The 25,708-nt window shown below is 72.7% G+C and carries 24 protein-coding genes and 1 pseudogene; 13 read left to right on the forward strand and 12 right to left on the reverse strand.

The annotated features are described in order from the left end of the window. A pseudogene (locus ACFWY5_RS53165) lies at positions 1–182 on the forward strand (IS110 family transposase); the annotation flags it as partial. Positions 183–190: 8 nt separating this feature from the next. Here the strand turns inward: ACFWY5_RS53165 and ACFWY5_RS53170 are convergent. The 4 genes from ACFWY5_RS53170 to ACFWY5_RS53185 all read right to left on the reverse strand — a co-directional run bounded on the left by ACFWY5_RS53170 (position 191) and on the right by ACFWY5_RS53185 (position 3,826). Next, a complete protein-coding gene (locus ACFWY5_RS53170; RefSeq protein WP_379639635.1) occupies positions 191–1,102 on the reverse strand; it encodes an ABC transporter ATP-binding protein in 912 nt (303 codons plus the stop codon). A gap of 109 nt (positions 1,103–1,211) precedes the next feature. Then, positions 1,212–2,228, reverse strand: coding sequence for an NAD(P)/FAD-dependent oxidoreductase (locus ACFWY5_RS53175; RefSeq protein ID WP_379623004.1), 1,017 nt, complete (start codon positions 2,226–2,228; stop codon positions 1,212–1,214). Further along, entirely contained in the window at positions 2,225–2,749 is a 525-nt protein-coding gene (locus ACFWY5_RS53180) for an isoprenylcysteine carboxyl methyltransferase family protein (protein ID WP_379623002.1), read from the reverse strand. The genes ACFWY5_RS53175 and ACFWY5_RS53180 overlap by 4 nt, the downstream gene beginning before the upstream one ends. A gap of 6 nt (positions 2,750–2,755) precedes the next feature. Beyond that, positions 2,756–3,826 (reverse strand): type III polyketide synthase, encoded by a 1,071-nt coding sequence (locus tag ACFWY5_RS53185; protein WP_379639636.1) that lies wholly within the window; start codon positions 3,824–3,826, stop codon positions 2,756–2,758. A gap of 63 nt (positions 3,827–3,889) precedes the next feature. Between ACFWY5_RS53185 and ACFWY5_RS53190 the strand changes: the two genes are divergently transcribed. Then, positions 3,890–4,696: a UbiA family prenyltransferase gene (locus ACFWY5_RS53190; RefSeq protein ID WP_379622998.1), complete on the forward strand. Its 807-nt coding sequence runs from the start codon at positions 3,890–3,892 to the stop codon at positions 4,694–4,696. 98 nt (positions 4,697–4,794) lie between these two features. Here the strand turns inward: ACFWY5_RS53190 and ACFWY5_RS53195 are convergent, their stop codons facing one another. Beyond that, a complete protein-coding gene (locus ACFWY5_RS53195; protein ID WP_379639637.1) occupies positions 4,795–5,907 on the reverse strand; it encodes an NAD(P)/FAD-dependent oxidoreductase in 1,113 nt (370 codons plus the stop codon). Between the two features lie 85 nt (positions 5,908–5,992). Here ACFWY5_RS53195 and ACFWY5_RS53200 point away from each other — a divergent pair, with 85 nt between their 5' ends. From ACFWY5_RS53200 to ACFWY5_RS53215, 4 genes are read left to right on the forward strand one after another with little or no spacing between them, the layout of a single operon-like run. After that, positions 5,993–6,595, forward strand: coding sequence for a sigma-70 family RNA polymerase sigma factor (locus ACFWY5_RS53200; protein WP_379622994.1), 603 nt, complete (start codon positions 5,993–5,995; stop codon positions 6,593–6,595). Further along, positions 6,579–7,667 (forward strand): hypothetical protein, encoded by a 1,089-nt coding sequence (locus tag ACFWY5_RS53205; RefSeq protein ID WP_379639638.1) that lies wholly within the window; start codon positions 6,579–6,581, stop codon positions 7,665–7,667. The genes ACFWY5_RS53200 and ACFWY5_RS53205 overlap by 17 nt, the downstream gene beginning before the upstream one ends. Continuing rightward, positions 7,664–8,626 (forward strand): ABC transporter ATP-binding protein, encoded by a 963-nt coding sequence (locus ACFWY5_RS53210; protein WP_379622990.1) that lies wholly within the window; start codon positions 7,664–7,666, stop codon positions 8,624–8,626. Before ACFWY5_RS53205 ends, ACFWY5_RS53210 begins: the two co-directional genes overlap by 4 nt. Beyond that, positions 8,623–9,486 carry an ABC transporter permease subunit gene (locus ACFWY5_RS53215; RefSeq protein ID WP_379622988.1) on the forward strand — a complete coding sequence of 288 codons (864 nt, stop codon included), beginning with the start codon at positions 8,623–8,625 and terminating at the stop codon, positions 9,484–9,486. Before ACFWY5_RS53210 ends, ACFWY5_RS53215 begins: the two co-directional genes overlap by 4 nt. A gap of 2 nt (positions 9,487–9,488) precedes the next feature. Here the strand turns inward: ACFWY5_RS53215 and ACFWY5_RS53220 are convergent, their stop codons facing one another. Together ACFWY5_RS53220 and ACFWY5_RS53225 are read right to left on the reverse strand one after the other, a co-directional pair. Further along, the gene (locus ACFWY5_RS53220) at positions 9,489–10,334 is read right to left on the reverse strand and encodes an alpha/beta fold hydrolase (RefSeq protein WP_379622985.1); all 846 of its coding nucleotides are present in this window, start codon (positions 10,332–10,334) and stop codon (positions 9,489–9,491) included. Continuing rightward, on the reverse strand, positions 10,331–10,912 hold the full coding sequence (locus tag ACFWY5_RS53225) for a GNAT family N-acetyltransferase (RefSeq protein ID WP_379622982.1): 582 nt from the start codon (positions 10,910–10,912) through the stop codon (positions 10,331–10,333). The genes ACFWY5_RS53220 and ACFWY5_RS53225 overlap by 4 nt, the downstream gene beginning before the upstream one ends. A 104-nt stretch (positions 10,913–11,016) precedes the next feature. Between ACFWY5_RS53225 and ACFWY5_RS53230 the strand changes: the two genes are divergently transcribed. Continuing rightward, on the forward strand, positions 11,017–11,922 hold the full coding sequence (locus tag ACFWY5_RS53230) for a GntR family transcriptional regulator (protein WP_379639639.1): 906 nt from the start codon (positions 11,017–11,019) through the stop codon (positions 11,920–11,922). Here the strand turns inward: ACFWY5_RS53230 and ACFWY5_RS53235 are convergent, their stop codons facing one another. Beyond that, positions 11,923–12,456, reverse strand: a complete 534-nt coding sequence (locus ACFWY5_RS53235) for an RICIN domain-containing protein (RefSeq protein ID WP_379622978.1) — start codon at positions 12,454–12,456, stop codon at positions 11,923–11,925. It lies immediately after the preceding gene. Between the two features lie 290 nt (positions 12,457–12,746). Here ACFWY5_RS53235 and ACFWY5_RS53240 point away from each other — a divergent pair, with 290 nt between their 5' ends. Next, positions 12,747–14,015, forward strand: a complete 1,269-nt coding sequence (locus ACFWY5_RS53240; RefSeq protein ID WP_379622975.1) for a DUF6585 family protein — start codon at positions 12,747–12,749, stop codon at positions 14,013–14,015. 12 nt (positions 14,016–14,027) lie between these two features. Here ACFWY5_RS53240 and ACFWY5_RS53245 read toward each other — a convergent pair whose 3' ends face one another. Further along, on the reverse strand, positions 14,028–15,023 hold the full coding sequence (locus ACFWY5_RS53245; RefSeq protein ID WP_379639640.1) for a methyltransferase: 996 nt from the start codon (positions 15,021–15,023) through the stop codon (positions 14,028–14,030). 52 nt (positions 15,024–15,075) lie between these two features. After that, on the reverse strand, positions 15,076–16,428 hold the full coding sequence (locus ACFWY5_RS53250) for a GntP family permease (protein ID WP_379622971.1): 1,353 nt from the start codon (positions 16,426–16,428) through the stop codon (positions 15,076–15,078). 126 nt (positions 16,429–16,554) lie between these two features. On the opposite strand from ACFWY5_RS53250, the gene ACFWY5_RS53255 reads away from it, so the two are divergent. Beyond that, positions 16,555–17,427, forward strand: coding sequence for a LysR family transcriptional regulator (locus tag ACFWY5_RS53255; protein ID WP_379639641.1), 873 nt, complete (start codon positions 16,555–16,557; stop codon positions 17,425–17,427). A gap of 69 nt (positions 17,428–17,496) precedes the next feature. Further along, positions 17,497–18,570, forward strand: coding sequence for a tartrate dehydrogenase (locus ACFWY5_RS53260; protein ID WP_379639642.1), 1,074 nt, complete (start codon positions 17,497–17,499; stop codon positions 18,568–18,570). A gap of 21 nt (positions 18,571–18,591) precedes the next feature. Here the strand turns inward: ACFWY5_RS53260 and ACFWY5_RS53265 are convergent, their stop codons facing one another. Then, the gene (locus ACFWY5_RS53265) at positions 18,592–21,732 is read right to left on the reverse strand and encodes a choice-of-anchor P family protein (protein ID WP_379639643.1); all 3,141 of its coding nucleotides are present in this window, start codon (positions 21,730–21,732) and stop codon (positions 18,592–18,594) included. 88 nt (positions 21,733–21,820) lie between these two features. Continuing rightward, positions 21,821–22,786 carry a LysR family transcriptional regulator gene (locus ACFWY5_RS53270; protein WP_379639644.1) on the reverse strand — a complete coding sequence of 322 codons (966 nt, stop codon included), beginning with the start codon at positions 22,784–22,786 and terminating at the stop codon, positions 21,821–21,823. Positions 22,787–22,878: 92 nt separating this feature from the next. Between ACFWY5_RS53270 and ACFWY5_RS53275 the strand changes: the two genes are divergently transcribed. The 3 genes from ACFWY5_RS53275 (at position 22,879) to ACFWY5_RS53285 (ending at position 25,686) form a co-directional block, all read left to right on the forward strand. Then, positions 22,879–24,087 carry an MFS transporter gene (locus tag ACFWY5_RS53275; RefSeq protein ID WP_379639645.1) on the forward strand — a complete coding sequence of 403 codons (1,209 nt, stop codon included), beginning with the start codon at positions 22,879–22,881 and terminating at the stop codon, positions 24,085–24,087. Further along, the gene (locus ACFWY5_RS53280) at positions 24,084–24,881 is read left to right on the forward strand and encodes an alpha/beta fold hydrolase (RefSeq protein ID WP_379622956.1); all 798 of its coding nucleotides are present in this window, start codon (positions 24,084–24,086) and stop codon (positions 24,879–24,881) included. Before ACFWY5_RS53275 ends, ACFWY5_RS53280 begins: the two co-directional genes overlap by 4 nt. 142 nt (positions 24,882–25,023) lie before the next feature. Continuing rightward, a complete protein-coding gene (locus ACFWY5_RS53285) occupies positions 25,024–25,686 on the forward strand; it encodes a M23 family metallopeptidase (protein ID WP_379622954.1) in 663 nt (220 codons plus the stop codon). Positions 25,687–25,708 lie beyond the last annotated feature (22 nt).

The following is a 25,708-nucleotide window of genomic DNA, read 5'->3' on the forward strand; positions in this document are numbered from 1 at the left end:
CCTTCGTCGCCATCTCCTGCGACCCGGCCAGCCGCGCTTTCTACGAGCGCAAACGCGCCGAGGGCAAGCGGCACCACCAGGCACTCATCGCCCTGCCCCGCCGCCGCATCAACGTCCTGCACGCCATCTTGCGCACCCGCAAGCCCTACGACCCCGGCCACCAGATCCGCACCGCAGCTTGACAGAAGCATTAGGCAGCCCCCTGGTACTCGACGCTGTCCTTGGTCAGCTCCATGAAGGCATCCTCCAGCGAGGCGAGCTGCGGGGTGAGCTCGCTGAGCGCGACGCCGTGGTAGGCGGCGAGCTTGCCGATCTCCTCGCCCGTCATGCCGGAGACGACCAGCGAGGACTCCAGGCCGTCGCGGACGGTGGCCCCGGCGGCGGTGAGCCGCCGTGCCAGCGATCCGGGGTCGGAGGTGCGCACGAGCACGGTGCCCGCGCCGTTGGCCCGCATCAGCTCACCGATGCCGGTGTCGGCGATGAGCCGTCCCCGGCCGACGACGACCAGGTAGTCGGCGGTCTGCGCCATCTCGCTCATGAGGTGGCTGGAGACCAGCACCGCCCGTCCCTCGCGGGCGAGCGAGCGCATGAAGTCCCTGATCCACCGGATGCCCTCGGGGTCGAGGCCGTTCACCGGCTCGTCGAAGATCAGCACCCGGGGGTCGCCGAGCAGCGCCGCCGCGATGCCGAGCCGCTGCCGCATGCCGAGCGAGAATCCGCCCGCCCGCCTTTCCGCGACGCCCTCCAGGCCCGTCCTGGCCAGCACCTCGCCGACCCGCCGCCGGGGCAGGCCGTTGCTCACCGCCAGCGCCAGCAGATGGTCGTACGCCCTGCGGGCGCCGTGCACCGCCCCGGCGTCCAGCAGCGCGCCCACCTCGGTCAGCGGCACCGGCAGGTCGGCGTAGCGGCGGCCGCCGATGGTCACCGAGCCACGGGTCGGAGCGGCCAGCCCCATGATCATTTTCATGGTGGTGGACTTGCCGGCGCCGTTCGGCCCGAGAAACCCGGTCACCTGGCCGGGCTCGACGGAGAACGACAGGTCGTCCACCACGGTGTCGGGCCCGTACTTCTTGGTCAGTCCTCTGACGTCGATCGTGGTCATGCGGGAGATCCTGGCGGGCCCGGCTGGGCGGGTTCTGAGCGCTTCTGGGAGAACTCTGAGAACCGGCGAAGGCCCCGGCCCGCGGCGGCCTGGCTCACACAGGAAACTCTCAGCCGGAAAGGGCCCGGACCACCCCGGTGAAGACCGACGGCAGCCGGGCCGCCGCCGGGACGATCAGCCTCGCCGACGCCCGCCGCCGCGCCGCGGCCAGGAGCGCGGCGGTGAGCACCCGGTGCTTGCGCGTCAGCAGCAGCCAGGCCCGCTCGTAGTCCTGCGGCCGCTCCTCGACCAGGCAGCGGACCAGGGCCCGCGCCGTCAGGACCGCCAGGCACAGCCCTTCGCCGGTGAGGGCGTCGGTGTAGCCCGCCGCGTCCCCCACCAGCAGGACCCGCCCGGCCACCCGGCTGCGTACGCGCTGGCGCAACGGCCCCGCCCCGCGCACCGGAGTGGCCGCGGGGCCGTCCAGCCGGGCGAGCAGGCCGGGAAAGGACGGCAGGCGCTCGTCGAAGCCGCCCCGGTCCCGGCTCAGGATCGCCACGCCCACCAGGTCGTCGGCCACCGGCGTCACGTACGCCTCGCCGGCCGCCGACCAGTGCACCTCCACGTGGTCCGACCAGGGGGCGACCCGGTAGTGGCGGCGCAGGCCGTACCGGGCGGGCGCGCGGTCGGGCAGCCCGAGCCGCAGCCAGGAGCGCAGCGGCGAGTGCAGGCCGTCGGCGGCGACCAGCCAGCGGGCCCGCAGCCCCGCGGCCTCGACGCCGTCCCGGTCGTGGCGGGGCCGCACCACCTTGCCGGTGACGGTCTCCACGCCCAGTTCGGCGGCCCGCGCGGACAGCGCCGCGTGCAACACGGTCCGGCGTACCCCCAATCCGGGCGCGTCGCCGAAGTCGGCGCGCGCGTGGGTGCCGGCGTCGAGGTAGTCGATGCCGAGGAGCGGGTGGCCGGACAGCTCGACGCCCATCGCCCGCAGCGCCGTCACGCCGCCGGGCATCAGGCCCTCGCCGCACGCCTTGTCGACGGGCGAGCTGCGCGGCTCCACGACCACGGCGCGCAGCCCCGCCAGCGTGGCGTGGATCGCCGTGGCCAGCCCGGCGGGACCGCCGCCGGCCACGACGACGTCGATCACGCGACCTCGTCCAGCTGGGCCAGCGCCCGGTTCTCGCAGCGGATGCGGACCACCATGAGCACGGCGTTCAGCACGGTGAAGGTCAGCGCGGTCACCCAGGCGGTGTGCACGAGCGGGAGCGCGAGACCCTCGACGGCGACCGCCACGTAGTTGGGGTGGCGCAGCCGGCGGAACCGGTACGGCCCGCTACGCACCAGCGGCAGCCCGGGCACCACGATCACCTGCGTGTTCCAGCGCGGTCCGAGCGCGGTGATGCACCACCAGCGCAACCCCTGCGCGGCGACGACGAGCGCGAGCATCGTCCAGCCGAGCGCCGGGACGAACGGCCGCCCGGCCAGGAACACCTCGGCCAGGCACCCGGCCAGCAGGCCGGTGTGCAGCAGCACCATCCAGGGATAGTGGCCCTGCCCGCTGAGGATCCCGCCGCGTTCCATGCTCCAGCGGGCGTTGCGGCGGGCGACGACGAGTTCGGCCAGGCGTTCCAGGCCGACGAGCAGGATGAGGAGGGGGTACCAGAACATCGGCGGCTACCAGCGCAGCAGGACGAGTTCGGAGCAGAATCCAGGGCCCATGGCCATCATCAGACCATAGCTTCCCGGCGGTGGGGTACGGCTGCGCAAAGTGTCACGAAGGACATGCAGCACCGACGCCGACGACAGGTTGCCGTTGCCGGCCAGCGAGCGCCAGGTCAGCTCCAGCGCCTCGCGCGGCAGGCCGAGCGTCTCCGCGACGGCTTCGAGCACCTTCGGCCCGCCCGGGTGGCACACCCAGGTGGTCACGTCATTCCTGGTCAGGCTGTGTTCGGCCAGCAGGGCGTCGACGTCGCCGGCCAGGTGGGCGCGGACGACCCCCGGCACACCGGCGTCGAGGACGACGCCGAAGCCGCTGTCGCGCACCTCCCAGCCCATGACGTGCTCGGTGTCCGGGTACAGATGGCTGCGGGTGGCCACCACCTCGGGCCCCGCCGCAGTGCCCTCGGGTCCGGCAGGAGTGCCGGAGCCGCGGACCACGACGGCCGCGGCGCCGTCGCCGAACAACGCGCTGGCCACCAGGCTCGCGACCGAGCCGTCGCCGCGCTGCAGGGTGAGCGAGCACAGCTCGACCGACAGCAGCACGGCCACGTGGTCCGGCCAGCCGCGCAGGTAGTCGTGCAGGCGGGCGATGCCGGCCGCGCCCGCCACGCAGCCCAGGCCGAAGATCGGTACGCGCTTGACGTCCGGGCGCATGCCCAGCCGCAGGCCCACCCTGGCCTCGATCGAGGGCGCCGCGACGCCCGTGACCGTGGTGAACATGATCAGGTCCACGTCAGCCGGGGTGAGCCCGGCCTGCTCCAGCGCGCCGGACACCGCCTCGGCACCCAGATCGACGGCGGCCGCGACGAACACGTCGTTGGCCGCGCCGAAGCCGTCGAGCTTGCCGTACTCCTCCAGGGGCAGGACCAGGTTGCGGTGATCGACCCGGGCGCTGTCGTGCAGACGGTTCAGCAGGCGCCGGTCGGCGCCCTCCGGGAGGAAGGACCGTGCCGCCAGTTCGGTGATTTCGGTCTGCGCGTACCGATGCGGGGGTACCGCGCCGTGCACGGCTGCGATCCAGGTCATAGCCGGAGATTGCCCCGCACCCATGGTTACTATGCCCATAAAGCGTCATGGATCGAGGTGCGCGTGCGAACGGTGGCAGGGCTGGCGCGCGCATGTCATCCCGGGCCCACGCTCGCCGTCACCGCCTTCGTCACCGCCGTGACCGCGGCCAGCGGACGCGACCTGCGAGGAACCGTCCTGGTCGCGGCGGCGATCCTGACCGGGCAACTGTCCATCGGGTGGTGCAACGACGCCGCCGACGCCGCCCGCGACGCCGCCGCCGCGCGCGGCGACAAGCCGATCGTGGCGGGCATGGTGGCCGCGGGCACCGTGCGCGCGGCCGCGTTCGCCGCCCTGGCGCTGTGCGTGCCGCTGTCGCTGGCCTCCGGCCCGCAGGCGGGCCTGGCGCACCTGCTCGGCGTCGGCGCCGCGTGGGCCTACGACCTCGGGCTGAAGGCGACCATGCTGTCGTGGCTGCCGTACATGATCGGTTTCGGCGTGCTGCCCGCGTTCGTCACGCTCGGCCTGCCCGGCCGGCCGTGGCCGGCGTGGTGGGCCGTCCTCGGCGCCGCGCTGCTCGGGCTGGGCGCCCACCTGGCCAACGTCCTGCCGGACATCAAGGACGACCTGGCCACCGGCGTACGCGGCTGGCCGCAGCGGCTCGGCCCCGCCCGCGTCGCCGCGCTCGTCCCGCTGCCCCTGCTGGCCGCCACCGCGCTGATCTCCTTCGGCGTGTACGGCGCCGCCTCCTGGCCGGCCCTCGCCGTGGCGGCCGCGGTGACCGTGGCCGGGCTGTGGCGCGGCGGCAGGGCGCCGTTCCTCGCGGCGATCGTGGTGGCGGGGATCGACGTGGCGCTGCTGGTGATCAACGGCTCCAGACTCACCGGCTGAACGCCACGCTCAGCCCGGCTCTGGCTCCCGGCTCACCGGGTGAACGCTCCGGGTTCACCGGCTGAATGCCGTGCTCAGACCGGTTCTGGCCCAGCGGGTCACCACGGCGGCGGCCAACGGGGCGGGGACCGTACCGGCGCCGAGGCCGACCTCCACGAGGAGGTCGAAGACCTCCGGGCGGCGCGCGGCGGTGGCGATGGCCGCGTCGATGAAGCCGGGTGACTGTGCCGCGCCGCCAGCACGTCGGTCGTGCGCAGGTGCCGCCCGAGCGCGGCGCGCAGCCCGCGCCGGTAGACGGGCAGCGGGTCGGCGCTCGCGGTGACGGCGGCCTCGCCGGCCAGGCGGCCCGACAGCAGCGCGTAGTAGATGCCCTCGCCGGTGAGCGGGTTGATGAGGCTGGCGGCGTCCCCGGCGAACAGCACCCGGCCGACGCCCGCGCGCGGTCGGCCGGGCGACAGCGGCAGGTGATGGGCGCGCAGGTCGCGGGCGGGCAGGTGCGGCAGCAGTTCGGCGAGCCTGCCGTGCAGGACCTGGCGGCCGGGCAGGCCGGTGGCGCGCAGGTGGGGGAGCAGCATGCCGAAGCCGACGTTCGCGGTGCCGTCGCCGATCGGGAACGCCCAGGCGTAGGCGGGCCACCCGGCCCGCTGCATGGCGATGAGCTGGGCGTCGTCGTCATCCGGCAGGTCGGCGTAACCGCGTACGGCGATCGCGATGTGCCGCTCCGGCGTCTGCCTGGCACCCAGCAGGCGGCGTACCGCGGAGTAGGCGCCGTCGGCCGCGACGACGGCGCGGGCGGTCAGCGTGCCGTCCACGGTCAGCAGGCCGTCCCGGACGGCCAGCGCGCGCACCCGGTGGCGCCGCACCTCGACGCCGCGCTCGCGGGCCGCCTCGACCAGCCGCGCGTCGAACACCATGCGCGGCACGACGTGGTTGGGCCGGGCGACCGTCGCCGAGACGCGCACGCCGCCGGGGGAGACCACGGACAGGCGCCGGGTCGGGCGGTAGTCGTCGAGCAGGCCGGGCAGTCCGAGCAGGTCCAGTTCGTCACGGCCGTGCGCGGCGATGCCGTCGCCGCAGGCCTTGTCGCGCGGGAAGTCGTCGCGGTCCACGAGCAGGACGCTCGCCTCGGGCCGTAGCTGTTTGGCGCGCAACGCGGCCGCCGCGCCCGCGGGTCCGCCACCGACGACGAGCACATCCCACACGTTGGTCACGTAGCGCCTCTACCCACTCCAACCATCGCGGCAACGCCCGGTGTCACACGCGCGGCGCCGGCGGTGCTCTACAGATGTGAACGTTGTGAGGCATCGTAGGAGCGCATCGGCCGCGGTGGCCAGGCGGGCCGAGTGGAAGGACGGCGCGGTGGTGTCGAGTCCCCCCGGCGTCCGGGCCGACCTCGAGCAGGTGTTCCGCACGGCCTATCCGCGCGTCGTCGCGGTCGCCGCCAGGGTGCTCGGCTCCCGGGACGAGGCGGAGGACGTGGCCCAGGAGGTGTTCCTGACGTTCGGGCGCTCCACGGTGCCCGCGGGGGAGGCGCTGGGCTGGTTGTCGGTGGCCGCCGCGCACACCGCGCTGAACCATCTGCGCACCGGCCGCCGCCGCGCCTCGCGCGAGGAGGCCGCCTCCCGTGCGGCCGGTCCGCGCGAAGCGGTCGCCGGTGAGGTCGTGAGCCCGGACGTCGCCGACGCGGTCGTCACCCGCGAGGAGCGCCGCCGCGTGCGCGAGGCGCTGGCGAGGCTGCCCCGCAGGCAGGCCGTCGCGCTCGTCCTGCGCCACAGCGGTCTCAGTTACGCCGAGGTCGCCGCCGTTCTCGACCTGTCCCCGGGCAGCGTGGGCACCACGGTGCGCCGCGCTGAGTCCGCTCTGCGCAAGGAGTTGAACCGTCATGCGTCATCCGAGTGACGGCACGCTGCGCCGGCTCCTCGACGAGCCCGCCGCGGTCGCCGAAGCCGACCGCGAGCACGTGGCCGGCTGCCCGATCTGCCGGTCGGGACTGGCCGATGTCCAGCAGGACGCGGCGCTCGTGGGCGCGGCATTGGGCACCGCACCCGGCGTGGACGCCGACGCGGGCTGGCGCCGCCTGTCCGGCGCGCTCACCGCCGGGGGCGGGCAGGTCACGGCCCCGGCCACGCCGCACCGGCGGCGGTGGAAGGCACTGCGCAGCCCGCTGGCCGCGGTCGCCGGCGCCGCCGTCCTGGTGAGCGGGGTCACCGCCGCGGCCGCCGCGGAGTGGCTGCCGATCTTCCGCGCCGAGCAGATCGCCCCGGTCGTCGCCCCGCGCGCCGACCTGGTGCGGATGCCCGACCTGTCCGACCTCGGCGACATGGAGGTCACCGAGAAGATCGACCTGCGGCGGGTGGCCGACGCCGCCGCCGCGCAGAAGGCCACCGGGCTGTCCGTCCCCCGGGTGGACTCGCTGCCGCGCGGCGTCACCGGACAGCCCAGCTTCCACGTCGTCGGCCGGGTGAGCGCGACGCTCACGTTCTCGGCCGAGAAGACGGCCCGGACCGTGGCCTCGGCCGGCCGGACGCTGCCGCCCACGCTCCCCGGCCTGGACGGCAGCCGGTTCCGCCTGGCCGCCGGTCCCGCCGTGGCCGCGGCCTGGTCGGCGGGCCGGCCGATGCCCGCCCTGATCGTGGCCCGCGCGGTGCCGCCCACGGCGGAGTCCTCCGGCGTGCCGTTCCAGAAGGCCCGCGACTACCTGCTGTCGCTGGGCGTCCTGCCGGAGAACGTGGCCGCGCAACTGCGCGCCTTCTCCGGCGACGGGACGACGCTGCCCCTGTTCACGACCATCGAGAAGGTGACGAGCTCGGCCACCGACGTCGGCGGCGTACCGGCGACCCTGCTCGTCCCGCGCGACGGCACGATGGCGGCGGTGATCTGGATGGACCGCGGCGTCCTCACCGTGGTGGCCGGCACCCTGAGCGCCGGCGAGGTGCTGACGGTGGCCCGCGAACTGAAGGTGGAACGATGATCGACGACACCGCGGCCCGGTTGCTCACCGAGCTGCCGCCCGCTTCGGCCGCGTGGGGTTCCGGCCTGCGCAAGCGCTACCGGCGCCGGACCGCCGTCGACGGCGTCTCCCTCAGCGTCGCCCGCGGCGAGGTGGTGGGCCTGCTCGGCCCGAACGGAGCGGGCAAGACCACCGTGATCAAGATGCTGCTCGGCCTGGTCCGGCCGGACGCGGGGGAGGTGCTCCTGCTCGGCCGGCCGGCCCACGACCCGCGGGCCCGCGCCCGCGTCGGCTACCTGCCGGAACTGTTCCGCTACCAGCCCTGGCTCACCGCCGCCGAGGTGCTGGACCTGCACGTGCGGCTGGCCGGCGTCATCGTCCCCGACCGGGATCGGCGCGAATGCCTGGCGACGGTCGGCCTCGCCGACCGCGCCGCGGATCGGGTGGGCGGCTTCTCCAAGGGCATGCAGCAGCGCCTCGGCCTGGCCGTCGCGCTGGTCGCCCGCCCCGAGCTCATCGTGCTCGACGAGCCGACCAGCGCTCTCGACCCCATCGGCCGCGCCGACGTCCGCGACCTCCTGCTGTCGCTGAAGGCCCGCCAGGTCGCCGTCCTGCTCAACTCCCACCTCATCGGCGAGGTCGAGCGCGTGTGCGACCGGGCCGTCATCCTCGACAAGGGCCGGGTCGCCGCCTCCGGCACCCTCACCGAACTGCTCGGCGGGCGCGAGCTGCGGCTGCGTCTCGACGGAGTGAGTCAGGAAGCGGAGGTACGGCTGGCCGCCGCCGGCCGCGTGCACCGCACCGGAGAGGCGTACACCGTCGAGCTGCCCGCGGAACAGGACCCCGCCACCGTGCCGGACCTCGTCGCCGACCTGGTCGCCCTCGGGGTGCGCGTGCACGCGGTCGAACCCGGCCGGGTCACCCTCGAAGAACGCCTCCTCGACATCGTCCGCTCCGACCAGGCGGAGGAAAGCCGATGAACGCCGGGATCGTGCTCACGCTCGCCGCCCTCACCATCAAGGAGTCGGCCCGGCGCAGGGTGCTGCGTGCGCTGGCCGTACTGACCGTCGTGCTGCTGGGGCTCAGCGCGTGGGGGTTCTCCCTGATGATCACGATCGAGTTCGACGGCGGCGTGATGACCACCGGGGAGGCCAAGCTGGTGGCCTCCCAGATGCTCAACCTGGTGATGTTCGGCATGAGCCTGATCGCCGCGCTGGGCACCGCCTTCCTCGCCGGCCCCACCCTGGCCGGCGAGATCGAGTCGGGCATCGCGCTGGCGGTGCTGGCCCGCCCGGTGCACCGCTGGGCGGTGCTGCTGGGCAAGTGGCTGGGCCTGGTCGTGTTCGGCAGTGGCTTCGTGGTCGTGGCGGGGCTGGCCCAGTTCCTCATCGTCTGGTTCATCGTGGGCTACTGGCCGCCGCAGCCGGTGACCGGCCTCGCGCTGCTCGCGGCCCAGACGACGGTGCTGCTCACCCTCGGCCTGCTGCTGTCCACGGCCGTTTCGCCGATGGCCTCGGGCATCGTGGCCGTCGGCCTGTTCGGCGCCACCTGGATCGCGGGCGTGGTCGGCGGCGTCGGGCTGGCCCTCGGCAACGAGGGGGTGGCCAGGATCGGCACCGTCTCCCAGATCCTGCTGCCGACGGACGGGCTGTGGCGCGGGGCCATGAACGCCTTCCAGGACCCGATCGTGCTGGCCCGCTTCGGCGGACCGGCGCTGGAGGGCGGTTTCCCGTTTCTGAGCAACGCCCCGCTGACTCCGGCGTACCTGGTGTGGACCGGCGTCTGGGTCGTTCTCGTCCTGGGCCTGGCCGCCCTGTCCTTCCGCCGCCGCGACCTCTGAACTCAGCGGCCGGCCAGCTCGGAGAAGATCTCCACCAGCTCCGGCCGGTCGAACGGGCCGACATGCGGCGCCGCGACACTGCGCACGTCGGTCCGGTTGTCCGGGGTGAGCCGGTCGGCCTCGGCGATGAACCGGTCCTGCAGCGCGAGCGGAATCAGCCGGTCGAGGGTGAGGCGTACGTAGGTGCGGGGGATGCGGCCCCAGGTGTGCGCCTCGCCCCGGGCCTCGGCCAGCGGAATGCTCGCGGTCTCGTCCGGTTCGAGGGCGTTGAGCAGCCGGCTCACGCCTTCGTCGGTGAAGTCCGCCGCCAGGGCCTGCTTGACGGCCCGGAACAGTGCCGGGCCGGCCGAGCGCCAGTTGATCCGGGTCACCCCCAGGACCGCCGGGTCGGCGACCACGGCGGCGCTCAGCAGGTGGACCAGGCTGTCCTCGTTCTCCGGCGTTTCGAGGTAGGCGGCCAGGTTCGGCAGGTCCACGCAGCAGTAGGCGGCGACGTAGACGACCCGGTCGAGCAGGTCGGGGATGGCGTTGCCGACCCGGCTGACGGTGACGCCGCCCTGGCTCATGCCGGCCAGGATCACCGGGCCGTGGCGGCGGGCGCGGCGTACCACGTCCACGACGCGCTCGACGTAGTCGTCGATGGTGATCTTGGCGAGCGGGGACGGTTCGGCGGCCAGCGCCCGCAGGTCCTGTGGGGCCTGGTACGAGCGGGGGTAGAAGGCCTCCCGGCCGTGTCCCGGCAGGTCGACGGCGACGCACCGGTGCCCGCGCAGGGTGAGCTCGGTGGTCAGGCCGGTGGCCCAGGAGGACGAGGAGTTGGTGCCGTGGATGAACACGAGAGTGGTCATGGTCGTTCTCTTCCTTGGCTGGGGTTGGATGGGCGCCACATCGGCCACAGCGGCGGGCTGCCGGCCACGTGGACCGGCTCGCCGAGATCCTCGAAGCCGTGGCGGCGGTAGAGGGCGCGGCTGCGGGCCGAGCTCGCCTCCAGGTAGGCGGGCAGGGCGTCGGCGTCCGCTCGTTCGAGCCGGTGCCGGAGCATCGCCGAGCCGAGTCCGGCGCCCTGCCGCCCCGTGACCACTCCCATGCAGGGGAGGTAGAGGTGCCGTTCGCGGTTGGGGTGGCGTGGGGCCAGCGCTTCGCCGAGAGCCCGCAGCCGCTCGCCGCCGCCCGGCTCCTCCTCGGGCGTGTGGCCGGCGGGCAACGTCAGCCAGATCGCGGCGCCCGCGCGGCCACCGGCCAGGTACGCCTCGGCCATGGGGCGGGTGAGCAGGTGGCGGTAGTAGTGCTCCTGGACGGACTCTGGCGGGCCGAGCCAGCGGACGAGCGGGTCGTTCAGGAACGCCTCGGTGAGGACGTCCAGCACCGCCCGCCGATCCGCCTCCTCCGCCCGCCGCACGTCTGCGTACGGTGTATCAAGTGTCATGTCTTGAGGGTATTTGCCGCTCGCTCACATGCGCATATTTCTGGAATTTGGCGGGCGGAAGTGCACTAGCGAGGGCTGCGATTGAACTAGTACACTCAAGCTTCATGTCGACCCAGCGTCCGGAACCGCCCTACAGACACATCGCGGCGGAGATCCGCGCCCGGATCGTCAACGGCCGCCTGCGGCCCGGCGACCGGGTGCCGTCGATCCGGGAGATCGCCCAGCGCTGGGGCGTCGCGGTCGCGACCGCGACCCGGGTCATGGCCACCCTGCGCGACGACGGGCTGGTCGAGACGAGGGTCGGCGCCGGCACGGTGGTCAGCGGGCGCACGGGCCTGAAACGGCAGCCGGGACCACGGCAAGCGCTGGACGGGAAGCAGACCCTCCGCGCCGCCATCGCGATCGCCGATGCCGAAGGCCTCGACGCCGTGTCCATGCGGCGGCTCGCGGCCGAACTCGGCGTCGGCCCGATGTCGCTCTACCGGCACGTGTCGGGCAAGGACGAACTGGTGGCGCGGATGACCGACGAGGTCTTCGGCGAGCAGGAACTCCCCGACCCGGGGCCGGACGGCTGGCGGGCCAAGCTCGAACTGATCTCCCGCCTGCAGTGGGAGCTGTGCCGGCGACACCTCTGGCTGCCCCGGGCCGTCTCCTTCACCCGGCCGTTGCTGGTGCCCAACGTGATGGCGTACACCGAATGGACCCTGCGCGCGCTGGACGGGCTCGGACTGCCGATGACGATCCGGATTCGTGAGGCCCTGACGCTGCACGCCCTGGTCCTCACCGTCGCGCTGTCCATGGCCGAGGAGGTCGAAGCCGAGCAGGAGACCGGCGTGACCCTCGACCGATGGTGGCTCACCCAGCGGAAGAAGGCCGACGACCTCCTGCGTTCCGGCCGGTTCCCGCTGCTGGCCACGCTGGCCGGCGACGAGGTGGCGGACGCCGACGGCCTGTTCGAGTACGGCCTGGCCCGCCACCTCGACGGCTTCGCCACCCTGATCGATCGATGATCAGACGGTGCGCTTGGCCCAGAAGTGGATCCCGATCTGCGCGAACTGCGACACCGGAACGGCACTGGACGACTGGCTCTGGCCGAGGTGCCGGAGCGTCTGGACGTTCTTCGTCGGCAGCGTGCCGCCCGGGCCGGCCACGGCGGTCGGGTGGAACCACTTCTGCCGGTCGCTGTTGTCACAGGTCGCCACGGTGACGTTCACCGTGTTCGTGGCGGTCAGGCACAGCGGAGCGCCGCTGCCGACGCTGGCCCGCAGCGTGTAGATGAACGCGCTCTGCCCGCCCCCGGACGAGACGGTGGCCGTCTGCGCCCACTGGCCGAAGCCGCTGTTCGTGTCGCTCCTCAGCACGACGTTGGCCCCGTTGAAATTGGCGGAGGCCGTGAGCACCGTCCTGGCGTTGTCCCCCCGATACTCCAGCTCCTTGAACACCTCGGCGTGAGCCGGAGAGGCGACCAGCGCCCCGATCCCCGACAGGCTCACCGCGGCGAGCGTCATCGCGACGGAGCGGCGCAGGTTGTGTGATGCGGACATGAAAAAGGAACCCCCTGGTTGATGTCCCTTGAGACCGATCGGCTCAAGGCGGCATCAGTACACAGCGGGGTCACGTCGTGGTCAGCGCACAAATACCACTTCACCCGGCACGCACACGAGACGTACATCACACCCGGCCGGGCCTTGTGGTCTGTGGCCCGATTTGACTGGAAATGTTAGATCATAGGCTCGTGAATGATCAGATCAGGGACATTGCCGCCCGAAATGGACTTGGTAGGCCTGAGGCGGTCTATGGGCCCGCGGATGGGGGAACTCCCTGGGATCGGGAGATGCACCTCTTCGAGCACGGGCTGGTCGTCCGGTTGCCGGATGGGCGGGTTCAGGGGCTCCGGTGGGAGTCGGTGACGGTGCTGAAGGATGTCATCGATCCGTTCCGGAGCGTGTACTCGCTGACCGACGGGGGCTCGGCGCCCGTGGTCATCGACGGGTTCGAACGGCCGGAGCAGTGGGGGCCCGCCATTCACGGGGCGGTCCTGCGGGCGCATCTGCCGCAGGCGCGGGCGGCGCTGCAGGCGGGCAACACCGTGGCGTTCGGGGAGATCGCGGCGACCCAGCAGGCGTTGCTCACCCCGGCCGGCGTGGTGCCGTGGCCGGAGATCAGCGAGATCGGGGTCGAGAACGGCGTCGCCTCGATCAAGGTCCGGCAGCAGTGGCGGCCGCTCACCACCACGCATGTCCGCGACCTCCCGAACTTCCTGGTCCTGTTCACGCTCATCGAGGAGCTCAAGGGCGGGGCCCCCGCCTCGGGCTCCCGGCTGGGCTGGGTGGTCGGCGGGGTGGTGAGCTTCCTGGTCATCGCCCTGGTGGCCGGCGGAATCGTCGTGGTCAAGCGCCTGGTCAAGACGGGTGTGCGCGAGGGCATCACCGCCGCGCAGGAGACGCCCACGCCCACGCCGTCCGACACGGCCTCGGCTGATCCGCAGCCCTCGGAGACGTACACGCCGACGCCCGAGCCGACCCCGACCGAGGAGCCGTTCGACGCGACCACGCTCGACGACGAGGACACCGACCAGACCCCGATCACGACCGGCGCGCTGCTCGCCGACACCTTCACCACCCGCAAGGGCGTGCGCTACAACCTCAAGGGCACCCGGTCGGACGACTGCCCCGCCTGGTTCCAGGAAGGCCGGGTGCGGACCTTGCTGCGCGGCGCGCGCTGCAAGGAGATGATCTCGGGCGTCTATGCCAGCGCCAACTCGACCAAGAACAACCGGATCATGGTCGTGATCCGGGTCATCCCGTTCAAGGACTCGAGCACCGCCAAGCGCACGTTCAACAAGCTGCCGGCCGGCTCCCGGGACTGGGGCTTCATGTGCCCGCTGAAGGGCCCGGGCTCCGGCCTGTGCGCGAACGGCCGCGGCAGCTGGTCCTCGGCGTACATCTGGGGCTGGACCCAGCACAACCACCGCTACGTCATCGCGACCCTGGCCCTGTACGAGAACCTCGCCGACGGCAGCAGCACCAAGCCGTGGCTCACCGACGCGTCGAAGGCGGCACTGGCGGCGGCCGGCCCCATGGTCTACCACGACAACAACTGAGCGCGGCATCGCTCAACGGCGGAGCACCAGGACGATGTGGCCGAGCGGGGTGTCGTGGAGTCCGGCGATCTGCAGCCCGGCCCCCGCGGCGAGGCCGGCGTAGTCCGCGACGGTCCGCTCGCGCCCGCCGCTGAGCACGAGCATGCGCAGGTTCATCTCGGCGAACCCGGCCGGATCGGCGCGCTGCTCGATGACGACCACCCGCCCGTCCGGCCCGGCCGCGTCGGCGCACCGCCGCAGGATCCGCCGGGAGTCGTCGTCGCTCCAGTCGTGGATGACCCGCCTGAGCACGTACGCGTCGCCGCCGGCCGGCAGCGGGTCGAAGAAGCTCTGGCCCGCGAACGAGCACCGCGGCTCCAGCCCCAGCCCGGCGAGGTGCCGCCGGCCGCGTTCCACGGTGCCGGGCAGGTCCACGAGCGTGCCCCGCAGATCCGGGAAGGCGCCGAGCACCTCGGCCAGCAGGGTCCCGGCCCCGCCGCCGACGTCGACCACGTGCCGCACACCGGACCAGTCGTAACCCCCGGCCGCGTCGGCGAGGTAGTCGGCCCCGTCCGCCATCATCGCGTCGAACGTCTCGCTCATCCGCGGGTTCGCCGCCAGGTAGGACCAGAAATCCGCGCCGAAGACGGTCTCCCACGCCGGCAGCCCGGTGCGGACCGTGTGCAGCAGGCCGGTGAACGCCACGTCCATCTGCCCGCCGAACCCGTCCAGGTCGAGCCGGGCCCGCATCCCGGACGGATGGGCCGAGGCCAGCAGCGCGGCGGGCCCGTTGACGGCGAACGTGCCCGGCTCCGGCTCGGTGAACACACCCTTGCCGGCCAGGTGCCGCAGCAGGCGTACCAGAGCATCGGGGTCGGCGCCCGAACGGCGGGCCAGCTCGTGCACGGGCACCGGCTCGTCGCCCATCAGATCGCTCAGCCGCAGTGTGGCCGCGACCCGCACCGCCATCGGGGTGACCAGGTCGGTCACCGGCGCCAGCACCGCCCACGCCTCTTCCCACGCCGTCATGGCCGGAGCCCCTTCTCGCGAGATCGAGCTCCGAGCGTACTCCCGAAGGTGATCACAGGGCCGCAAGCAGCAGGATGAGCGGCAGCGAGATGACCGACGACAGCGACATCGCCAGCGAGTGGGTCTTGAACGTGCCGCGCGTGGACAGCCCCAGCATGGTCTGGAACATCCAGAAGAAGTTGCTGCTCACGTGCGGCAGGAACAAAGCTCCGGAACCGGCGGCCAGCGCCACGAACACCAGTGGCGTGTCCAGCGACCCGGCCAGCGGCGCGAGGATGCCGGCCGCGGTGATCGCGGCGACGGAGATCGAGCCGAGCGCGATGTGCAGCACCGCCGCCACCAGCCAGACCAGGATCAGCGGCGGCAGGAAGTTCGAGCCGAACGCGCCGCCGAGCACCTTGGCCAGCCCGGAACCCTCGATGACCGCCCCGAGCGAGCCGCTGATGCCCGACAGCACGAGGATCGGCCCGCACGACGACAACCCCTGGCCCATGGCGGCGTGGACCTCCGCGCGGGAGTGCGTGCGGAGAGTCAGCAGGTACGACGCGGTCGCCCCGGCGAACATGGCCACCACCGGATCGGTCACGAAGCCGAGCACCGGCGAGGTCCAGCCGAGGTTGCCGGCCAGCGCGCCGAGCGCGATGAGCATCAGGGTGGCGACGACGGGCAGCAGCGACACTCCCAGCCCGGCCTTGGTCTCCCGCTTGACCAGCACGGACCCGGCGGCCGAGCCGCCGTCATCGGCCGGCTCCTCGTCGGGGATCTCGTCCAGGGCCGGGTCCCAGCGCAGGGCGCGCGGGGTGAGCAGGGCGAAGACGAGCATGGTGAGCACCGCCGTCGGCAGGCCGACGATCAGGCCGTACCAGAACATCTGGCCGAGCGGCACGTCCAGCAGCCCGGCCACGGCCAGCGCCGCCACCCCCGGCACCACGAACACCAGCCCGACCTCGATCCCGGCGGTCAGCGCCCCGCCCATCAGCGCCTTGCCGTCGCGCCCCAGACGCGGGCCGAGGCGGCGGGCCAGCGGCGCGGTCAGCACGAGCAGCACGTCGGAGTAGATCGAGGTGAACAGCGAGCTGAGCGACACCGCGAACACGTACGGGATGCTGCGCTCGCCGAAGACGCGCAGCATCAGCTCGATCAGCCGGCGCAGCGCGTCGGTCAGCGTCAGCAGCGAGCCCATCAGCACGCCGAACGTGACCAGCAGCCCGATGTCGGCCATCACCTCGCCGAACCCGGCGGTGATCGCCTTGGTGGTGCCGTCGGCCCCGACGCCGGTGGTCAGCCCGAGGAAGATCGTGCCGAGGAGCAGCGCGATGACGGGCGGGATCTTCCAGACGGTGATGGTGACGATGACGCCCAGGATGGCGACGCCGGTCATCGTCAGGAGCAGAGCGTTGCTCACAGTGGCCCTCCTCGGGGGGTGACGGGGCAATCACCAGTCAGGCAGGCCACCCGGCATACTGTCCACGATGAACTTTGTCGTTCTTCCATAGGCAGCGCCTATGGAACCGGGGGTGCGGAGACGGACGTGGACGCTCGCCAGCTCGCCTACTTCCTCGCCGTCGTCGACCACGGCGGCGTGCAGCGCGCGGCCGAGGAGCTGTGGGTGGCCCAGCCCTCGGTCTCCCAGGCGATCAAGAAACTGGAGCGCGGCCTGGGCACCCCGCTGTTTCGCCGGTACGGCCGGCGCCTCGTGCTCACCCCCGCGGGCGAGGCCCTGGTCACCCCGGCCCGCCAGGTCACCCGCTGGCTGGCGGCGGCGGACGAGAGCGTGGCCGCGGTGGAACGCCTGCTGGCCGGGAAGCTGACCATCGCCGCCATGCCCAGCCAGGCGGTCAGCCCGCTGACCGAACTGGTGGCCGCCTTCCGCCGCCTGCATCCCGGCGTGCAGGTCTCGGTCCGGGCCGCCGACCGCCCGGCCGACGTCGCCGCGGCCCTGCGGACCGGGACCGCGGAACTCGGCCTCATCGCCACGCTCGGACGCCCCGGCCCCGACCCCGACCTGGTCGTGCACCCCGTGGACGAGCAGCCGTTCGTCCTGGTCGCGCAGGACGCCGCCGACCTGCCCGGGGGTGACGATCCCGTCGCGCCCGCGCTGCTGGGCGGCGCCCGGCTCATCGTCGGCCAGCCCGGAACCGGGATGCGCAGGGCCGCCGACCGGATCCTGGCCGCCGCGCCCGATGCCGCGATCGCCGTCGAGATGGAGCACCGCGAGGCGCTGCTGCCGCTGGTCCTGGCCGGAGTCGGCATCGCCGTGGTCGCGGCCTCCTGGCGGCGCCTGGCCGAGCCGATGGGGCTGGTCGTGCGCGACCTGGCGCTGGAGGAGGTGCTGCACGTCTCGCTGGTGCACCGCACCGAGCCGGTCAGCGCCCTGGCCCGCGCCTTCGTCGCGGCGATATAGCGAACGCCTATAGGACGGCCACGATCCTCGTCTTGGACCGCGGCCCGCCGGTTCCGGCTCAATGGCGCCATGACCTCCCACCGCATCGCCCTCATTCCCGGCGACGGGATCGGCATCGAGGTGCTGCCCGCCGCGACCGCCGTACTCGACGCCGTCGGCCGCAGGCACGGCTTCACGCTGGGCTACGACACCTTCGACTGGTCGTGCGAGCGCCACGAGCGCGAGGGCGCGATGATGCCGGCCGACGGCCTGGACCGCATCCGCCACCACGACGCCATCCTGCTCGGCGCCGTCGGGCGGCCGGGCGTGCCGGACCACGTGTCGCTGTGGGGACTGCTGATCCCGATCCGCCGGACCTTCCGCCAGTACGTCAACCTGCGGCCCATCACGACCCTGGACGGCGTTGCGGGACCGCTGCGCGCCGCGGAGGGCGTGGACCTCGTCGTGGTGCGCGAGAACGTCGAAGGCGAGTACTCCGAGATCGGCGGCCGGCTCAACCGCGGCTTCCCCGAGGAGATGGCGGTCCAGGAGTCGGTGTTCACCAGGGCGGGCGTCACCCGCGTGGTGGACTACGCCTTCGACCTGGCCGCCCGCCGCCGCGGCGTCCTGACCTCCGCCACCAAGTCCAACGGCATCATCCACACCATGCCCTTCTGGGACGAGCTCGTCAGGGAACGCGCGCGGCCCGAGGTGTCCTGGAACCAGGAGCACATCGACGCGCTCGCCGCGAAGATCGTCCTGAGGCCGCGGGAGTTCGACGTCATCGTGGCCTCCAACCTGTTCGGCGACATCCTGAGCGACCTGGCCGCGGCCGTCGCCGGCGGCATCGGCCTGGCCCCGGCCGCCAACCTCAACCCGGAGCGCGACTTCCCGTCGATGTTCGAACCGGTGCACGGCTCGGCCCCCGACATCGCCGGGACCGGCGTCGCGAACCCCGTCGGCGCCCTCTGGTCGGCCGCCATGATGCTCGACCACCTGGGCCACGCCGAGGCCGGTGACGAGGTGCGCGCCGCCTTCCGCGCGGTCCTGGCCGAGACCCCGGTACGCACTCCCGACCTGGGCGGCGCCGCCACGACCAAGGAGTTCACCACCGAGGTGCTGAACCGTCTCGGCACGGGAGGAGGCCGCCCACGCCAGGCATGAGCGGCCTCCCCGGTCAGAGGGTCACGGACAGTTGTGCACACCGCTCCTTGCGGAGGAGACCACCACGTCAGCCACCGCAGGGGCGCTCACGTGGACGGCGTTGACCAGCATCCCGGCGGACGTGCCCGCCACCGGCCGCTGCTCGTTCAGCGTGATCGTCGCCACGCCCGCCCGGATGACGGTGTTGGGCGCGATCGAGGCGACCGGGTGCGACACCCCGCCGATGGTCAGCGAGCCGAGCGTCGTCGTGCCGCTCGCGCTCGCGGTGTACGTCCCGAGCGCGCACGTGCTCGTCGAGGTGGCCCGCACCCCGGCGACCTTGATGACCGGCAGGCCGGGCAGCCCGATGGACACCTCGTCGGCCGTCGCCTGCCCCGTGGAACTGCCCAGGCCGGTGACCACCCCGGCCTTGAGCGCCTTGGCGTTGACCAGCGCGAGCGAGATCGCGGCCGCCGTCTTCTCGGTCGTGGACCTGGCCGAGGTGGACACCTCGCCCGTGTCGGCCACGACGGTCTGCGGCAGCAGGATCGGCTTGACCGACAACGCGTGGGAACGGCCGGTGTAGTACAGCAGCTTGGCCGTGCCCGAGGCGTCCGACGGCAGGTAGCACGCGTCGCCGGTGAAGCTCGCCTTGATCGCGACGCTCGTCGCGGTGGCCGGCTGGGCGACACTGGCGATCACGCAGCTCGCCACGCCCGCGGCGTCCGTGCGCGCCTGGCACGACTGCGCCGCCGAGCCCGTTCCGAGGGTCAGCGTCACGGGCCGGTCCTTGACCGGACGGTCCGCGGCGTCGGTGAGCGTGGCCTTCAGGGTGGCCGGGGCGTCGTTGGCGACGTTGGCCGGGCCGTTCACCTTCAGGCCCGTCTTGACCAGCACGTGGGTCTCGGCCCTGGCGGTGTCGTTGGCCGCGTTCGGGTCCGGACCGGCGAGGTTGTCGATCACCGCGGTCGCGGTGATCGTGCACTCCTCGCCGCTGTGCACGACGTCGTCCTGAACCTTCGCGCGGATCGTGATCTGCCGCGAGGTGCCTCGGGTCAGCTCGCCGAGATGACAGGTGACCTTGGCGGCGTCGCGCACGCACGGGCCGGTGCTGTCCACGAAGGCGACCTCGGGAGGCAGCGTGGTGGTGACCTCGACCGAGCTGGCCGGGTTGGGGCCCTCGTTGGTGGCCTTCACCGTCCAGGTCAGGGTCTCGCCGCCGCGCACCGGGTCGGGGGCGGCGGTGATGGCGACGCCGACGTCGGTCGTGTTGACCGCCTCCCAGTTGTCCTTCAGCTGCTCCAGGGTGGGCAGTTGCTCCGGGAGCGGTTCGGCCACGACGGGCAGGTCGGCTCCACGGCGCAGTCCGCCCGCGAAGCCGGTGAACGGGATCGAGGTCGCCACCCTGGCCCAGTCGTCGAAGCCGGTCAGCGTATCGGTGCTGCTGGTGTTGGTGGCGCAGTCGGCCGGGTCCCTGGCGCCGGTGACCGGGTCCGGCGGGCCGGCGGTGTTGATGTTGACGGCGGGGTTGACCGGGTTGTCGTCCTCGTCGCCGTCGTCGTTCCAGTCCGGGTCGACGTTGACGTCCTCGGTGACCTTCGCGCCCTGGACGCCGGGGATGCCCGGTCTTTGGTCGCGGCCGTTGACGAAGATGAACCTGTTCTCGTTGTCGTCGGCGTCCAGGAGCAGCTCGTCGAGCGCGTTCTCGGTCAGCGGGCGCAGCACCTTGCCGCGCGAGGTGCCGTCCAGCGCCAGGCGGGGCGGCGAGAAGTCCACGATCCTGCCGCCGCCGACGCGCGGGATGCCGAACTGCAGGTCGTAGTTCATGGCGCTGACGTAGTTCGGCTTGCAGTTGACGTCGACATCACCGCCGTGTTCCAGCCGCAGGGTGTGGCCGAGCTCGTGCAGCAGCGTGCCGCCGTCGTGGTTGTAGTCGACGAAGAACCTGTTGTTCGTGCTGGCCTGGCCGCCGCTGGTGCAGGTGGCCGCCTCGGAGGTGCTGATCGCGTAGCGGAAGACGCCGCGCCGTACCGCCGCGAAGTTGTTGGTGTTGCCGGCGGCGGCGTTGAAGGCGGCGTCGATGCCGCAGTTGTTCAGCGCGCCGATCATGCCGCCGCCGCCGAGGTCGTCGCCGACCAGGCAGGCCGGGTTGGCCACGTCGGCGTTGGTGCACCGGCCGCCGGGGGAGGGGTCCTCTGCGCTGGCGTCGATGAACAGGCAGTCGGCGTCGGCGCCGTCGCGCTGCCCGTCCAGGCCGTTGTCCAGGTCGTCGAAGCACGTGCCGGGCTGCTGCTGGCGGCGTACCGTCGTGTCGACCAGGTTGCCGGTGTCCACCCACAGGTTGATGCCGCGCGAGCCGTCCGGATTGGAGATCGGCGCGGACTTCATGGCGTTCTTCATCGCCTGGATGTCGACGCGGCCGGGCGCCTCGCCGGCCGAGTAGTCGAGCTCCAGGAAGACGTCCTTGCGCAGTGGGTTCGCGCCGAACCTCTTCAGGTCCAGCGCCATCGAGCCGTCGGCGTTGCGGATGCCGTGGATCTCGGCCAGGTCGGTCAGGCCGTCGCCGTCGCTGTCGGTGCTGGAGCCGACGGTCGAGGAGATCGTGAAGCCGATCCTCGTCTTGGCGCCGTCGTTCTCCTCGGGGTAGTCGAAGTCGCCGTTGCCCTCGGCGCAGGTGTGGCCTTTCGGCACGCCGTCGCGCAGGCAGGGGGTGCCGACCGCGAGGTTGTCGCCGGAGAAGGTGGCGTTGACGATGTCGAACTCCAGGTCGAGCGTGAGGTCGCGCTCGTTCTTGCTGAGGTCCATCTGGTCGTCGCCGAAGTTGGTGCCGTCGTCGTAGTCCCAGATCTCGATGGCCAGGTCCACCGTCGTGTCGTTGCCCTGCAGGTTCACCGCCTTGCTGAACACCCAGCCGTTGGGAGCCTCGGGCAGGCCCAGGGGCTCGAACTCGTCGTCCTCGATGCGCGGGCCGCGGGGGAAGCGCTCGCCGGCGATCGTGGCCACCGGGTAGTAGTCGCCGTCGCCGGAGGCGTCGTCGGGGTTGTCGATCTGTTTGAGGTAGTCGATCCTGACGGTGACCGTGACCTGGGTGTCCGCCGACGCGTTCCCGGTCAGCGCCACCATCAGGGCGGCGATCAGGACGCCGATCAGGGCGACGGATCTGCCGCGTGGTAAGAGTGCCATGATGTACCGCTCCAGAGAGATTCACAGGGGAATGTCCTCCCTGTGACTGTCGGGGGCGTCACGTCCGGAAACATGAGTAACCCCGTACTCAGAGCGGGTTGCGCAGGGGCTGGGCGGGCAGGCTCGCCTCGGGTTCCGGCAACCAGGCGTCGCCGGGCGGGGCCAGCCAGTCATGGGCCGTGGCCAGGTCGTCCACGGCCTCACGCAGGGCGCGCAGGCCCGGATGGTCGCCGTCGGAACGCCAGATCATCATCCAGGGAAACACCGCGACCGGATCCACGAGCGGCCGCAGGACCGCGCCCGGAATGTCAGGTTGCGTGGTCAACGTGAGGATGGGCGCGTCGCGGTCGCGGATGTGCTGCGCGAGCTCGTCGCCGCCCCGCACGTGCGGGTGGGCGAGCGCGGGGTCCACGCCGAAGGGCGCCAGCAACTGCAGGAGCGCGTGCTCCCACCCGGGCGTCGCGTGGTCGCCCGCGCGGATGCACGGGTTGGTGCCGCGCAACGACTCCAGCGGTACGGCCGGCAGCGCGGCCAGCGGATGCCGCTCGGGCACCAGCACCGCGATGCGCTCATGGCGGACCGGGCGCTGCCGTACCCCGTCCAGGAGGCCGGGACTGCGGCCGAACGTGACGTCCAGCCGCCCGTCCAGCAGCAGCGGCACCGCGGCCTCCGCGCCGCTGTGGAAGCGGGCGAAGAACTCCACCCCCGGCGCCCGCCCGCGCGCCGCGGCCAGCACCAGCGCGGGCGTGAGGCCGGAGCCGACCACGTCGACGGTCAGCGACCGGGGCTGGCCGCGCAGTTCGATCATGGTCGCGTCGAACAGCCCCAGGATCTCCCGCGCCCGCGTCAGCAGCAGGCGGCCCTCCGCCGTGAGCGTGACCTTGCGGGTCGTGCGCTCCAGCAGCCGGCGGCCCACCCGGTCCTCCAGCCGCCTGACGTCGCGGCTGAGTGCCTGCTGCGCCACGAACAGACGCTGGGCGGCTCGGCTGAAGTGCAACTCCTCGGCCACGGCCACGTAGTGGCGCAACAGCCGGATCTCCACGTCGTCAGGCACCCCTCCTTCCTACCCGATTAACGCAGCTGGCGCGTGAATCACCTTCGAACAGGTGTTGGACCCCAGGCGAGCGCCGCCGCCAGGATCGAGACATGGCGGGACGAGGGACGATCATGATGGCCTACGGGCTGACCGGTGTGATGAACGCGCTGTGGGGCGCCACGCTCCCGGCCACCGACGCCCGCCTGGAACTCGGGCCGGGACGGCTCGGCGGGCTGCTGATGGCGCTGGCCGTCGGCGCCCTCGTGGCCATGCCGGTGGCCGGCCGGCTGGCCGAGCGGTGGACGGGGCGGCGCCTGCTCCGGATCTGCGCTCCGGCGGCGGCGCTCGGGCTGGCCGGCCCGGCGCTGGCCGGCGGGACCGGCACGCTGATGATCTCGGCGGTCGTGCTCGGCATGCTGTTCGGGCTGCTCAACGTGGCCCTGAGCCTCCAGGCGGCGGCCGTGGAGCGTTCCCTCGCGCGGCCGGTCATGGCCACGGTGCACGGGACGTGGACGCTCGGGGCCGTGGCGGGCGGCGCGGTCATCACCGCGGCCCTGCGGGCCGGGGTGGACGTGCGGGTGCTGATGGGCACGGGCGCGATCATCCTGGCCGTGGCCTTGCTGGGGGTCAAAGGCATCCCGGAGCCACCCCTGCGCCTCGTCCCTCAGCCCGCCGGGCACGCGCGGCCCGCTCCGCCGCGGCCCGGGATCATGGTGATGCTCGGCGTGGTCGGCGCGGCGGCCTTCATCACCGAGGGCGCCGCCACCGACTGGGCCGGGGTGCACGCCACCCGCGTCCTGGGCGCCGACCCCGCCACCGGCTCGCTCGTGTACACCGTCTTCTTCGTCGCGATGACACTCGTCCGCTTCGCCGGGGACGCGCTGCGCACCCGGCTCGGCGTCCGCACCACGATCCGGCTGTGCGGCGTGACCGCCACCGCCGGTTACGGCCTCGTCCTGCTCGCCGGCGTCCTGCCCTTCGGCACGGCGGCGCGGGTGGGCTGCGCGATGGCCGGCTGGGCGCTGGCCGGCGCCGGCATGGCCGTCGTCTGGCCGATCGTGGCCAGCCTGCTCGGCGCCGCCGACGGCGCGGCCCGCCGCCTGTCGGCGGTCACCACCATCAGCTACGGCGGCGGCCTCGTCGGACCCGCCCTCATCGGCTACGTCGCCACAGCGGCGACGCTGCCCCTCGCCCTGGTGATCCCGGCGGCGCTCGCGCTGCTCGTGGCCACCGCCGCACCACCCCTGCTGAACGCGGTCTCCGCGGCAGCGACCCACCACCGGCCCCTCAGGGCCACCGCATCCAGGAGGACATCATGACCGTCGGCACTCTCGGCACCCCGGGCGCCCGCCTGCACTTCGAGGTACGCGGCCAGGGCCCGCTCGTCGCCCTCGCCGGCGCCCCGATGGACGCCGACTCCTTCGCCCCGCTGGCCGACCTGCTGGCCACCGACCACACCGTGCTCACCGCCGACCCGCGCGGCATCAAGCGCAGCCTGCTCGACGACCCCGCCCAGGACTCCACGCCGGAACTGCGCGCCGGCGACCTGTCACGCCTGCTGGCACACGTGGACGCCGGTCCCGCCGTGGTCTTCGGCTCCAGCGGCGGCGCGATCACCGCCCTCGCCCTCGCCCAGACCCACCCGGAGCAGCTGCGCGCGGTCATCGCCCACGAGCCCCCGCTCGTCGAACTCCTGGAGGACCGCGACAAGCTCCACGCCCAGACCGGCGAGCTCATCGCCACCTACCTCGGCGGCGACGCGGTCGGCGCGTGGGCGAAGTTCATGGCGCAGGCCGGCATCACGGTGCCCGACGAGGCGCTGGAGATGATGTTCGGCGGCGAGCGCGACCCGCAGGACGTGGCCGACGAGCGGCGCTGGTTCGCCCACGAGCTGCACGGCACCACCCACTGGGCGCCCGACCTGGACCTGCTGCGCGCGGCCCCGCGCCTCGTGATCGGCATCGGCGAGGAGTCGGCCGGGCAACTGTGCGACCGTACCTCCCGCGCCCTCGGCGCCGCCCTGGGCATCGAGCCGGTCGTGTTCCCCGGCGACCACACCGGCTTCGCCGACGACGCAGGCGGTTTCCTCCCCGCCCTGCGCGCAGTCCTCTGACTTTTCGCGAACATTCTGTATACCTGGAAGCTTTCAGGGTCCCCGGATATAACGCATCGACAGGGAATCCAAAGCGCTTATTCATAGTGTCCTTCACCAACGGGAAATCAGCCTGATCTCCCCGGTTTCGAAGGAGCTTCCCATGTTTCTGAAATTCGCCGTCGGCGTGGCCGCCGTGCTGGCAGTGGCGGCCCCCGCGCAGGCCTCTGAGCAGCGGACGGAGACCGCGGCCCCGCAGGCGGCCGAGCAGTCGGCCGACCTGCGGAAGACGGTCAAGCGGCCCAAGTTCCAGATGCCTTTCACCTGCAACCAGAAATGGTACGCGGAGGCGTCGACCAGAGACCACAACCCGGCGCTCGATTTCTGGCTGGGCGACCACAACACCAACAAGCCCTCGACATATGGGCAGTGGGTACGCGCGTCCGCATCGGGCAAGGTCGTCCTTGCCTACAAGGACGACCAGGCCGGGCACGTCGTGCAGATCCGGCACACGTTCAAGACCGGAAAGGACTGGTTCACGACCTACCTTCACCTGAAGAAGCGCAGCGTGAAGGTGGGCCAGACGGTGCCGATGGGCAAGAAGATCGGCGAGGTCGGCCGCAGCGGTCCGACCGCCAACGGCGTGAACCACCTGCACTACGAGCAGGCGGCCTCCTACGGGAAGACCGCGGACTGGGGGAACTCGGGAGCGCCGCGCAAGGCCGTCAAGTTCAACAACAAGACGTACACCGGGGTCGGGGAGTCGTGGCAGATCCGCAGCCGTAACACCGGCGCCCAGGACAGCTGCGGCCGCCCCGGCCGCTGACCATCGGCAGGGGCGGCCGCAC

Source organism: Nonomuraea sp. NPDC059007, assembly GCF_042740555.1.
GTDB lineage: Bacteria > Actinomycetota > Actinomycetes > Streptosporangiales > Streptosporangiaceae > Nonomuraea.

Bases quoted from the DNA above. Each gene is read 5' to 3' on its own strand.
- ACFWY5_RS53215 (WP_379622988.1), top strand. From the start codon at position 8,623: ATGAACGCCGGGATCGTGCTCACGCTCGCCGCCCTCACCATCAAGGAG.
- ACFWY5_RS53185 (WP_379639636.1), bottom strand. From the start codon at position 3,826: ATGACCTGGATCGCAGCCGTGCACGGCGCGGTACCCCCGCATCGGTAC.
- ACFWY5_RS53210 (WP_379622990.1), top strand. From the start codon at position 7,664: ATGATCGACGACACCGCGGCCCGGTTGCTCACCGAGCTGCCGCCCGCT.
- ACFWY5_RS53245 (WP_379639640.1), bottom strand. From the start codon at position 15,023: ATGACGGCGTGGGAAGAGGCGTGGGCGGTGCTGGCGCCGGTGACCGAC.
- ACFWY5_RS53230 (WP_379639639.1), top strand. From the start codon at position 11,017: ATGTCGACCCAGCGTCCGGAACCGCCCTACAGACACATCGCGGCGGAG.
- ACFWY5_RS53225 (WP_379622982.1), bottom strand. From the start codon at position 10,912: ATGACACTTGATACACCGTACGCAGACGTGCGGCGGGCGGAGGAGGCG.
- ACFWY5_RS53220 (WP_379622985.1), bottom strand. From the start codon at position 10,334: ATGACCACTCTCGTGTTCATCCACGGCACCAACTCCTCGTCCTCCTGG.
- ACFWY5_RS53240 (WP_379622975.1), top strand. From the start codon at position 12,747: ATGCACCTCTTCGAGCACGGGCTGGTCGTCCGGTTGCCGGATGGGCGG.
- ACFWY5_RS53235 (WP_379622978.1), bottom strand. From the start codon at position 12,456: ATGTCCGCATCACACAACCTGCGCCGCTCCGTCGCGATGACGCTCGCC.
- ACFWY5_RS53205 (WP_379639638.1), top strand. From the start codon at position 6,579: ATGCGTCATCCGAGTGACGGCACGCTGCGCCGGCTCCTCGACGAGCCC.
- ACFWY5_RS53280 (WP_379622956.1), top strand. From the start codon at position 24,084: ATGACCGTCGGCACTCTCGGCACCCCGGGCGCCCGCCTGCACTTCGAG.
- ACFWY5_RS53275 (WP_379639645.1), top strand. From the start codon at position 22,879: ATGGCGGGACGAGGGACGATCATGATGGCCTACGGGCTGACCGGTGTG.
- ACFWY5_RS53180 (WP_379623002.1), bottom strand. From the start codon at position 2,749: ATGTTCTGGTACCCCCTCCTCATCCTGCTCGTCGGCCTGGAACGCCTG.
- ACFWY5_RS53285 (WP_379622954.1), top strand. From the start codon at position 25,024: ATGTTTCTGAAATTCGCCGTCGGCGTGGCCGCCGTGCTGGCAGTGGCG.
- ACFWY5_RS53260 (WP_379639642.1), top strand. From the start codon at position 17,497: ATGACCTCCCACCGCATCGCCCTCATTCCCGGCGACGGGATCGGCATC.
- ACFWY5_RS53170 (WP_379639635.1), bottom strand. From the start codon at position 1,102: ATGACCACGATCGACGTCAGAGGACTGACCAAGAAGTACGGGCCCGAC.
- ACFWY5_RS53265 (WP_379639643.1), bottom strand. From the start codon at position 21,732: ATGGCACTCTTACCACGCGGCAGATCCGTCGCCCTGATCGGCGTCCTG.